Source organism: Dactylosporangium sp. NPDC000244, assembly GCF_040300725.1.
In the GTDB taxonomy this organism is placed as follows: Bacteria; Actinomycetota; Actinomycetes; order Mycobacteriales; family Micromonosporaceae; genus Dactylosporangium.
The window spans coordinates 29,526-39,761 of record NZ_JBEPEH010000072.1 but is presented as its reverse complement, the minus strand read 5'-3'; the positions used below and the strand labels follow the sequence as shown (position 1 = coordinate 39,761).

The window sequence follows — 10,236 nt, the reverse complement described above, 5'->3', positions numbered from 1 at the left end:
CGGGTCCTCTCCTATCGACTACGAACGATCAACGGCTCGAGCCCTGGAGGCTCAAGCCGCATAACGCAGTCCTCCACGGTTCCAGGGGATTGACATCCCGGCCGCGACCGGCACGAACGCCGCGAACGCGACCGTGGCAAACGACAACACCCGCACATAAACGGGCGACCCGGCCGGCAGTTGGCGAACATTCCACACCGCGATCCCGACGAGCGCCGCCACAATCAGCCACCCGGCGAGCAGCCCCGGGTTTCCGATCAACCGCTGGGTGAGATCGAACCCGAACAGCGCATGCCCGCGCATGTCCCCGTTGGTGAACTCCCGGTACAGCAGCCAGATGAACGGCGCCTGGGCAAGCATCGGCAGCAGCCCGGCGAACGGCCCGGACCCGGCTTCCCGCATGAGCGCCGTGGTCTTCTCGGCAAGCACGACAGGCTCATGCCCGTGCCGCTCCCGAATCTGCGCGAGCTGAGGCGCCAGCTTCGCCCGCACTCGCTCCGCGCGATACGCCCGAAGACTCAACGGCAGCAACCCCGCACGTAGCAGGAGCGTCGCGACAACAATCGCCAGCGGCACCGACCCGAGCAGCCCAGCCAGCACAAGCAAAATCTGATGTACCACGATTCCGACCCTTCACATCCGCAAAGTCCGATGGCATTTCCGGCGGCCACCACCGTCAAGGCGCACAATCCAGCGCCCAGCGTCGTGACCAGGTGATTTCCCAACGTGAATCAGCACCGCGCCTGCGCGCCGGCGCCTGTGAACACTCACGAGCAGAGTTCGCTCAACGAGCGCGAACGAAGCCCGGCGAGCCGCACGCCTGAGCGATTCGCCAGTGCGCAATGAGCGAACGCTCACCGCCCGCCCAATGACCGATTCGCCGTCAACGCGCAACGAGCAGCGACCAAACGCGCACCATTGCCCGCTCAGACACGCACCACGACAGCCCGCTCGAACGCGCGCATTGAGCAGTCGCCTCAAGCACGCAAATGAACAGCCGCCCAGGAACGCGCGATGAGCCGCCACGGGCAGCCGCTCAGCAACGCACGATCAGCAGCTCACTCAACCGCCCACGGCGAACAACCCGCGCAACCCTGCACTGAGCGATTCGGTCAGCAGCGCTCGACGAGCAACCCGCGCAACCGGGCGCACTGACTGACCCGACGGCGATGCACGCAACGCGCAACAGCGCACGGCGAGCAAACCGCACGACCGGGCGCGCTGAGCGACGCGGCAGCAATGCACGCAACGAGCAACTCGCTCAACAGCGCACGGCGAGCAAACCGCGCAACCGGGCACACTGAACGACGCAGCAGCGATGTGCGCGATGACCGGACCACTCGCCAGCGCACGGCGAGCGATTCGATCGGCGGTGCGCGCTGCGCGAGCCAGCCGACAAAGCGCGCTCACCGATTTCAGTCACCGTCGCGTCCGATCAGCGCTCGGCACCGCGCCTGAGCAAATCAGCTCAGCGGTGCGGCGATTCAGCTCGGCGGTGCGGAATGAGCGATCAGACTCCGGGTGCCCGGGGCCGCGGCCGGCCGTCTGCGTCGGGGTCCACGGAGCGAATGGCCTGCCCGAGGCCGATCCGGGCCCGGGCCGGCAGAGCCAGCAGCCGCGCAGGGGCCGCCGGCGCCCCGGCCACGAACCGGGCCGCCAGGACGACCGCGAGCGCGGCCAGTACGGCCGTCGCCACAGCGACGACGTCACCGGGCGAGCCGACCAGGGCCCACGCGGCGATCAGGGTGGTCATCGACCACGACATGCCACCGATGGTAGGGACCTCCGGCAACGAGCACATCCGCCCACGGGAGTACTCCGCCGCCCCGAACACCTCCGCCGGGCGTAGCCGTCCACCCCAGGCTGGCGAGCGCGCGACGGCCGGAACAAAGACACGACCGCGCACCGAAAGCCGCCACAGTGCGCAGCACACGAACGAACACCCCAATGCCGGGCCGAACCAAGGCGGAAGACGAGCGTGCCGGACACCACCTCGGCTGAGCGGCGCGGTGACCGCGAGCATCACGCCAAACAGCGCACATCACGGAGAGCAAGCGAGAAGGGCGATGCGAAGCACTGCGGCCCACACATCAAGAAGGGCGGGCCGACCGACGTGCGCAGCCCGAGAACCCCAGGCCAGGAACCAGGCGGTGCGCGACGAAGAAAGGCGCGGCTACTTGGCCGGCTCGCGCGACTTGACCCAAGCCGCGATCTGCGTGCGGGACTCCAGGTTCAGCTTGCTCAGGATGTTCGAGACGTGGACGGCGGCCGTGCGGGGCGAGATGTACAGCCGGCGGGCCAGTTCGGCGTTGGTCAGGCCCTCGGCGAGCAGGATGGCCACCTCGCGCTCGCGCGGAGTCAGCGACTGGTCGCCCGCGACGGTCGGGGCGGTCAGGCCCAGGCGGCCGCGCAGGCCGGTGAGTTCGGCGACGCGCCAGCCCGCCCAGCGGGACAGGAACGGCTCGGCCGCGCGGACGGACGCTCGCGCGGCCTCGAGGTCGCCCAGGGCGAGCAGGCAGCGGGCGACGCCCAGGTGGCCGGAGCCGCGCTGGGCCGGCAGGAGCATGGTCGGCTCGGCCACGGCGCGGCGGTAGAGGCGCAGCGCCTCCGTGGGGTCGCCGGCGGCCTCGGCGATCTGGGCGTCGGCGAGCCAGCGGAACGCGTCGTCGAAGAGCGGGTCGTCGATCGCGGCCGCGATCGGGCGCAGCTCGTCGACGGGCAGGCCGGCGGCCAGGCCCGCGGAGATGAGGTCGTGGGCGAAGTCGCGGCCGGTGACGCCGGTGACGCGGACGGCGTCGAGCACGGTGCGCAGCAGCTCGCGGGCGAGATCGGCACGGCCCAGGCGGCAGGCGAGGTGGAACTGCAGGCCGGGCACCGAGGTCTGGGTGAGCATCGTGTAGGCGTCGGTGGACTGCTCGATCAGGCCGCGGATGACCATGTCGGCCTTGTCGAGCTCGCCGGCCTCCAGCAGCAGCCCGGCGAAGAGCACGCCATGGTAGTCGCTGCCGTTGCGGGTGCGCAGCAGGCCACGGTCGCGGCGGCGGGCCGCCTCCAGCTCGGCGAGGGCGGCGCCGAGGTTGCCCTCCTGCACGGCGAGGCGGGCGCGGCCCTGGAAGTAGGCGGCGACGGCCAGCGAATCGAACCCGGCCCGCTCGGCGTAGGTGCGCATCCGCTCCAGCGCGGCCGCCCAGTCGGCGGGCCCGCCGGGCAGCAGGCTGTAGAGGTTGTTGAGCGAGCGGGCGGCCAGCAGCCACTCGCCCGCCTCCTCGGCCTCCTGGGTGGCCTCGTTGAGCAGCTTCACGCCCTCCTCGACGCCCGCCGCGACGTTGACGAGAGCCGAGCCCTTCTCGACCTTGCCGGCGAGCCACACGGCGGGCAGGCCGAGCTCCTCGCCGAGGGCGATCGCCATGTCGGCCCAGGCCACGGCGCGCTCTGTGTCGTCGTGCAGCATGTACGCCTGGGCGATCGCCGCATACGCGTGCGCCTTGGCCGGCCCGTCGTCCAGGTGCGCGATCTCCCGCCGGAGCTGGGCCGCGCGCTCCTGCATGCTCCCGCTGCTGCCGACCTCCCAGCTGAGCCGGACCAGCAGCCGCAGCGCGTCGGCGCGCTCCTCTCGGGTGTCGGCCGCGTCCAGCCAGCGCCGCCCGAGCTCCTGGGCGTCGTCGAGGAGGCCGGCCAGCCACGCGGCCCGGGCCCCGCAGGACAGCAGCTCGACGTCGTCGGGCAGCTCGTCGAGGCCCATCTCGGCGAGCTGGAGCGCCTGGTAGGGCGAGCCCATCGCGAGGTAGACCACCAGTCCCCGCCGCGCCGCCTCCACCATGTCGAGGTAGCGCCCGGCGCCCCGCGCGTGGTGGGCCACGAGCGCGTAGTCCTTGCTGCCGGTGGACAGCAGCGTCTCGAGGGCGAGCTCGTGCAGGCGGCGCCGCTGCCGGGCGAGCAACTCGTCGACGATGGCCTCGCGGGTCAGCGCGTGGCGGAAGCTGAACTCGTCGTCGCCGGTCTCGACCATGAGCCCGCGGCGCACCAGGTCCCGCAGGCCGTCGATGAGCTCGTTCTCGTCGAATCCGGTGACGGCGGCGAGCAGGTCGAACGGGACCTTGCGGCCGAGCACCGCGGCGGCCTCGACGATGCGCTTCTCGCCGGTGTCGAGGTCGTCGAGCTGGCGGCGCAGGGCCTCGGCGATGTTCCACGGCAGCGGCCGGTCGCACAGGGTGTCGAGGTCGGCGTCGCCGTTGGCCTTGAGCAGTTCCTCGAGGAAGAAGGGGTTGCCGCCGGTGCGGTTGTGCAGCGACAGGGCGGTGCGGTAGGCGGGCGGGCGCCCGGTCGCCGACTTCAGGAACATCGACGTGTCGGCGAGGCTGAGCCGCTCGAGCCGCACGTTCGTGATCGTGTACCGCCGTTCGAGCCGGGTCAGCAGATCGGCGAGCGGGTGCCGGCGGGTGACCTCGTCCGGCCGGTAGGTCCCGATGAGCAGCCGCTCGCCCGGCAGCTCGGCGATCCGCTCGAACAGCGCGACGCTCTCGGAGTCGGCCCAGTGCAGGTCCTCGAAGAGGACGATCGACGGGCCGGGCGTGGTCAGCAACCGCACGATCTCCAGCCCGGCCTGGATGCGGTCGATCATCGAGCGGGACACGTCGGTGACGACACGCAGCAGTTCCGGGTCGAGCAGCTCGGCGCGGCGGCTGCTGTCGATGGCGTCGAGGAGGACTTCGAAGGGGCGGCTGAGGGCGCCGGGATCGGCCTGGCCGTCGAGGACCGGAACCGTCTCGGGCAGGCCGGCGATGAGCTCCTGGACCAGGCGGCTCTTGCCGATGCCCGGCTCCCCGCCGAGCATGGCGATGGAAGGCTCGGACCCGTCGACGAGCCGGCGCAACCGGCGCAGCTCGTCGTCGCGGCCGACCATCACCTGGCTCATTCCGCTACGGCTGGCCCGCACGCCACCAGCCTACCGGCGGGCGGCCGATGCTCTGGCTGTGATGGACGCGACCTGCGCCACCACTGCCGGCGTCCGACCCGCTCGTCGGCGCGGCGCTGTGCCTCGAGGCCGAGCAGGCCCTGCTGGCGGTGCTGGAGCTGGCTGTAGAGAAAGACCGGGTGCATGGCTTCGACTCCTTGGATCGACCGTTGACCCAATCCTGTCGGGGTAAGCCTCGCCTGCCATCTGCACCTGTTACGTATCTTCGGCCCTACGCCCGGCCTAGTCATCGCCGGGGGCGACTAGTCACCGGTCGCCGGGCACAAAAAGAGCAGCCCCGGCAAGGCCGAGGCTGCTCTCCCCCGCGGTTCGGTCGCGGGTGGCTCAGGCGAGGTGCTCGCGCTGGTTTCGACGGCGCAGCCGCACGCGGCTTGTCCAGTACTTGTGGTCGTCGAGCATGTCCTGGCGACGCTGGCGGGAGATCTCGCTGAGCAGGCTCTCGTGGACGTTCATGGTGTCGGGCCCCTTTCAACCTTGTGACTCCATCCTGTCGGAGTAAGGCCCGCGTTCCATCTGTCACGCTTACGTAATCGCGCCGCCCCGACATACGTAGACGACCCCCGCCCGCGTCTACGTATGTCCGGCCCGGACTAGTCATGCCGCATCGCCGCAGGTTACGGGCGTGCGAGACGGGGAACGGGTCGAGCATGATGCGTATCGGGACCTCCGGCTGGCAGTACAAGGACTGGCGCGATCGCTTCTATCCCCGCGACGTCCCGCACCGTCTGTGGCTGGAGCACTACGCGGCGGCGTTCAGCACCCTCGAGGTGAACAACGCGTTCTACCGGCTGCCGGAGCGCAAGACGTTCACGGACTGGCGTACGCGTACCCCGGCGGACTTCACGGTCGCGGTCAAGGCGAGCCGGTTCCTCACGCACGTCAAGCGCCTGCGGGAGCCGGAGGAGCCGGTGGGCCGCCTCATGGAGCGGGCCGCCGGGCTGGGTCGCAAGCTCGGACCGGTACTGCTGCAGCTGCCCCCGACTCTCCCCGCCGACCCGGAGGCGCTGGACCGGACCCTGCGGGCGTTCCCGAGCGGCGCGCGAATCGCGGTCGAGCCGCGGCACGACTCCTGGTGGAACGGCGACGTGAAGGCAGTACTGACGCAGCATGACGCGGCTCTGTGCTGGTCGGATCGCAAGGGCCGGCCGCAGGCGCCGCTGTGGCGCACCGCGGGCTGGGGTTACCTGCGCCTGCACGAGGGCCGCGCCACGCCCTGGCCGCGTTACGGCCGCTCCTGCCTCGATTCGTGGACGGCCCGCCTGGCCGAGACATTCACGAACCAGGACATTTACGTGTACTTCAACAACGACCAGGGCTGCGCGGCCGTCGCCGACGCCGTGGCCCTCGCGCGGCTGGCCGAGCGCCGGGGACTCCCGGCCGGGCGCGCCCCGGAGCGACTGCCCCGCTGGTCGTAGGCTTCCCCGGTGGCCAAGTTCTGTTGCGTGGCGTTCGTCGTCGTCGCCTTCTTCGCGGTGCTCGTCTGGCAGCGGCGGCACCTGCTGAACCGCAAGCGCGACGATCGCGACTAGTACGGCATTCGACTACGCAGCGCTACCACCGACCGGCAGAAACACCGGCAGAACCGGCGGTGGGTTCTCCGCCGGTCCTGCCGCCCGCGCGGTGCCGGGCGACGTCGATGTATCAGGCGGGCCGGACCCCTTCTCTTCTCCCGTGGAACGGGCGGAGGCGAGCACGACCGCGTCTCCCGATGATCTAGGACGCTTCAATTCATCGGATATCCGGCAGAACCGCCGGACAAACGCGGTGAATGCCCAGAAGGCAGGCACCGGAGGTCGCCATGAGATCGCACAGAGTGATGATGGGGCAACGGAACCGAAACGTTCCCGATATTCTGTGTGTTCGATGTGGGGACCAGAGGGGGGCCGCCCATATGGGCAAGCACGGGGTCGCGTCGGCACACGCACACCTGCGCGGAACGCGATGACCGCAACGGTGGGGCGGGACGGCGCGTTCACCGGCGCGACCGAGGCCGTCCTGCACCTGCACCGGGCCGCCAACGCCGTCCGGCAGCACGTCGAGCAGGAGGTGCTGCGCCCCCGCCAGCTGACCTGGACCGGCTTCGTGGTGCTGCGCACCGTCTGGGCCGCACGCCGCATCGAGACCCGCCACGTGGCCGAGCAGGCCGGCATCTCCAAGGCGACCCTCACCGGCGTGGTCGACACGCTCTCCGGGCGCGGCCTGATGAAGCGGGCCAATCACCCCGACGACGGCCGCCTGGTGCTGCTGCAGCTGACCCGCAAGGGGCACCGGTTGATCCGGGAGCTGCTCCCGGAGGCGGAGCATGCGGAGTCGTACGCGCTGTCGTACCTCGAGCCCGGCGAACTCGCCCGCATCACCGCCGCGCTGCGTGGACTGGTCGATCACCTGGAGCGATCGCGGTAACGCCCTTTGCCCGAATGACCCCCCAAGAGGGGAAATGCGTCATTCGAACGGGGCCCGCTCGTTGGGCATGAAACCTGAACAGTGCCATAACGGGTGTGACCTCCGGCGCGGAGGATTCGGCCCGACTGGACTACTGTTCGAGGCAGCGCCGCCAACCGCAAAAAGGTGTCCGAACGGGCACAACTGATGCATACAGCACGGTCTTTTCATCTCCCCGTGAAGAGATCAGACTGCTGGTGAAAGCCGCATGTCCCCCGAAGTCCCTGGAAGGATCCCGATGACCGAGGCAGGCAACCACGACGACGCCGGTGAGTCCGGTTCGCCGGACCTGCCGCTGCGCTCGGCCGCGCCTGCCCGGCGCGCCTCCGTCGGCGACCTGACCCAGAACGACCCGATCCGCATCGACGACTACCGACTGCTCGGCCAGCTCGGCGTCGGCGGCATGGGCACCGTCTACCTCGCGCAGTCACCCGAGGGCAGCCGGGTCGCGGTCAAACTGGTGCACCAGCACCTCGCGCGCGACCCCCGCTTCCGGGTGCGCTTCGCCGGCGAGGTCCGCGCCGCCCAGCGGGTGCCCGGCTTCTGCACCGCGCGCGTGCTCGACTCGGGCGTGTTCGAGGAGCGGCCATACCTGGTCACGGAGTACCTCGAGGGCATCCCGCTGTCCCGCCTCGTCGCCGACGACGGCCCGCTCGACCCGGCCATGCTGCACAGCGTGGCGCTCGGGGTCGCGGCGTCGCTCGCGGCCATCCACAACGTCGGCCTCGTGCACCGCGACCTCAAGCCGAGCAACCTGATGGTCACGCTCGGTGGTGTCCGGATCATCGACTTCGGCATCGCGCGCGCACTCGACGCCGCCAGTGACATCACCGGTACCGGCAACATCGTCGGCAGCCTCGGATGGGCCTCCCCCGAGCAGCTGCGCGCCGAGGAGCCCACGGCGGCGATGGACATCTTCGGCTGGGGCTGCCTCGTCGCGTTCGCCGCGACCGGCCGCCACCCCTACGGCGGGGAGGAGGCGGCCGCCCGCGCCTGGAAGATCCTGGAGGGCGAGCCCGACCTCAGTGGCATTCCCGACCCGGTGCGCGACCTCGTCGCCGCCGCCCTGAGCCGCGACCCGCAGGACCGCCCGGACGCGCGCCAGCTGCTGCTCGGCCTGGCCATCGACGACCTCGAGGCGGCCACCGTCCCCGTGCAGCGGCGCTGGCTGCGCGCCCCGGCTCAGATGTCCCGGCGCCGGGTCACGTCGATGGCGATCGCGCTGCCGATGGCCCTCGCGCTCGTCTTCGCCGCGGCCGAGACGACCTCGGACCTCATCGGCGGCAACCCCGGCGACACGCACCACGGCACGACCGGCGGCGACTCGGTGACCACGAACCTGTCGCCGGCTCCGGCTCCGGCCGCGACCGCCGGCCTCGGGAACGGGCCAAACAACGGCTCGAACGAGAAGCTGATCGGCAACCCGACCAACACGGCCCAGCCCGCGGCCCCGACGCAGACGGTCGACGGCGGCGTGGTCACGCCGACGCAGACGACGCCGGTGGTCGTCACGACGACGCCGACACCGACGCCGACCACGCCCGCGCCGACCACTGCCGGCCCGACCACGCCGACGTCGGAGCCGCCGACCGACACGCCCCTCGGGGGTCCGCCCGCGGCGTAGCGCTCGCGGCTTCCCCGCGCCGTGGCGCTCACGCATCCCACGATCCTCGCGCCACGGCGCTCACGGCATCCCGCCGCCGTCATGCCGTGGCGCTCACGCCTCCTGCGGCACAGCGCTCGTGGCTTCCTCGCGTCGTAACGCTCACGGCGTCGCGGTGCCGAGCGCTTCGGTGCGGCCGCCGCGCTAGAGGAGTTCGAGGTAGCCCCGGATCGCCTCGTCGAGCACCTCCGCCCCGGGGCGTGACCACACGTCCTCGTGGAAGACCTCGACCTCGATCGGCCCGCGGTAACCGGTCGCGTCCACGGCCTCGCGGAAGCGCCGCAGCTCCACGCAGCCGGTGCCGGGCAGCCCACGCCCGAGCAGCACGCCCTCGGGCAGCGGGGTGATCCAGTCCGCGAGCTGGAAACACGCGATCCGCCCGGCGGCCCCGGCCCGCGCCAGCTGCTCCCAAACCTGGTCGTCCCACCACAAGTGATACGTGTCGATCGCAACTCCGACCGCGTCGGCCGGGAAAGCCTCGGCGATGTCGAGCGCGTTGCCGAGCGTGGCGATCACACAACGGTCCGAAGCGAACATCGGGTGCAGCGGCTCGATCGCGAGCCGTACGCCGGCCGCCTGCGCATGCGGCACCAGCTCCCCGATCGCGTCCGCAACCCGCCGCCGTGCCCCGTCGAGGTCACGACTGCCCGCGGGCAGGCCGCCACTGACGAGCACGAGCACGGGCGCGCCGAGCGTGGCCGCCTCCTCGATCGCGCGGAGATTGTCGTCGCGCCAGTCATCGGCGGTGAAGAACCCACCGCGGCAGAGCGTGGTGACATCGAGCCCGGCGGATCGCACGAGCGCCGCGGTGCGCTCGACCCCGAGCTCTCCGACCTGGTCGCGCCACAACCCGATGCCGGGGACGCCGGCGGCCACGCAGCCGGCAACGGTGTCCTCCATGGGCCAGCGCTTGGTGGTCGCCTGGTTCAGCGAGAACCGGGACAGGTCGCTCACAGTGCCTCCATCAGCTATTTCTTCCCTGGTACCGCACGTGCAAGCCCACCCCGCACCTCAACCAACACCGCGCAGCGCGCCGGTTTCGCCCCCTGCCGCGCACAAGCCGGTGCACAAACGAACACCCACCCACACGACGGCGACCCGCACGCACTCGCGCACGCCCCACCGCACGAACGAACACCGACTCGCATGCCCTCGG

At 71.2% G+C, this 10,236-nt stretch carries 8 protein-coding genes; 3 read left to right on the top strand and 5 right to left on the bottom strand.

Annotation, left to right across the window (positions count from 1 at the left end; genetic code table 11):
• Window positions 1–51: 51 nt before the first annotated feature.
• The 4 genes from ABT369_RS55135 to ABT369_RS55120 form a co-directional block, all read right to left on the bottom strand.
• On the bottom strand, window positions 52–621 hold the full coding sequence (locus ABT369_RS55135) for a YidC/Oxa1 family membrane protein insertase (RefSeq protein ID WP_350626285.1): 570 nt from the start codon (window positions 619–621) through the stop codon (window positions 52–54).
• 889 nt (window positions 622–1,510) lie between these two features.
• A complete protein-coding gene (locus tag ABT369_RS55130; protein ID WP_350626284.1) occupies window positions 1,511–1,765 on the bottom strand; it encodes a DUF6412 domain-containing protein in 255 nt (84 codons plus the stop codon).
• Window positions 1,766–2,173: 408 nt separating this feature from the next.
• Window positions 2,174–4,936, bottom strand: coding sequence for an ATP-binding protein (locus tag ABT369_RS55125; RefSeq protein ID WP_350626283.1), 2,763 nt, complete (start codon window positions 4,934–4,936; stop codon window positions 2,174–2,176).
• Between the two features lie 363 nt (window positions 4,937–5,299).
• Window positions 5,300–5,428 (bottom strand): hypothetical protein, encoded by a 129-nt coding sequence (locus tag ABT369_RS55120; protein ID WP_350626282.1) that lies wholly within the window; start codon window positions 5,426–5,428, stop codon window positions 5,300–5,302.
• A gap of 194 nt (window positions 5,429–5,622) precedes the next feature.
• Here ABT369_RS55120 and ABT369_RS55115 point away from each other — a divergent pair, with 194 nt between their 5' ends.
• The 3 genes from ABT369_RS55115 to ABT369_RS55105 all read left to right on the top strand — a co-directional run bounded on the left by ABT369_RS55115 (window position 5,623) and on the right by ABT369_RS55105 (window position 9,041).
• Complete coding sequence (locus ABT369_RS55115; protein WP_350626281.1) at window positions 5,623–6,390, top strand: DUF72 domain-containing protein; 768 nt, start codon at window positions 5,623–5,625, stop codon at window positions 6,388–6,390.
• A 526-nt stretch (window positions 6,391–6,916) separates the two neighbouring features.
• Window positions 6,917–7,378 (top strand): MarR family winged helix-turn-helix transcriptional regulator, encoded by a 462-nt coding sequence (locus ABT369_RS55110; RefSeq protein WP_350626279.1) that lies wholly within the window; start codon window positions 6,917–6,919, stop codon window positions 7,376–7,378.
• A 277-nt stretch (window positions 7,379–7,655) separates the two neighbouring features.
• Window positions 7,656–9,041 (top strand): serine/threonine-protein kinase, encoded by a 1,386-nt coding sequence (locus ABT369_RS55105; protein WP_350626277.1) that lies wholly within the window; start codon window positions 7,656–7,658, stop codon window positions 9,039–9,041.
• 183 nt (window positions 9,042–9,224) lie between these two features.
• On the opposite strand, the gene ABT369_RS55100 is transcribed toward ABT369_RS55105, so the two are convergent.
• Window positions 9,225–10,025, bottom strand: coding sequence for a sugar phosphate isomerase/epimerase family protein (locus ABT369_RS55100; protein ID WP_350626291.1), 801 nt, complete (start codon window positions 10,023–10,025; stop codon window positions 9,225–9,227).
• Window positions 10,026–10,236: the final 211 nt, after the last annotated feature.

Coding starts and splice junctions, on each gene's coding strand:
- ABT369_RS55130 (WP_350626284.1), bottom strand. CDS start 1,765: ATGTCGTGGTCGATGACCACCCTGATCGCCGCGTGGGCCCTGGTCGGC.
- ABT369_RS55120 (WP_350626282.1), bottom strand. CDS start 5,428: ATGAACGTCCACGAGAGCCTGCTCAGCGAGATCTCCCGCCAGCGTCGC.
- ABT369_RS55115 (WP_350626281.1), top strand. CDS start 5,623: ATGATGCGTATCGGGACCTCCGGCTGGCAGTACAAGGACTGGCGCGAT.
- ABT369_RS55110 (WP_350626279.1), top strand. CDS start 6,917: ATGACCGCAACGGTGGGGCGGGACGGCGCGTTCACCGGCGCGACCGAG.
- ABT369_RS55105 (WP_350626277.1), top strand. CDS start 7,656: ATGACCGAGGCAGGCAACCACGACGACGCCGGTGAGTCCGGTTCGCCG.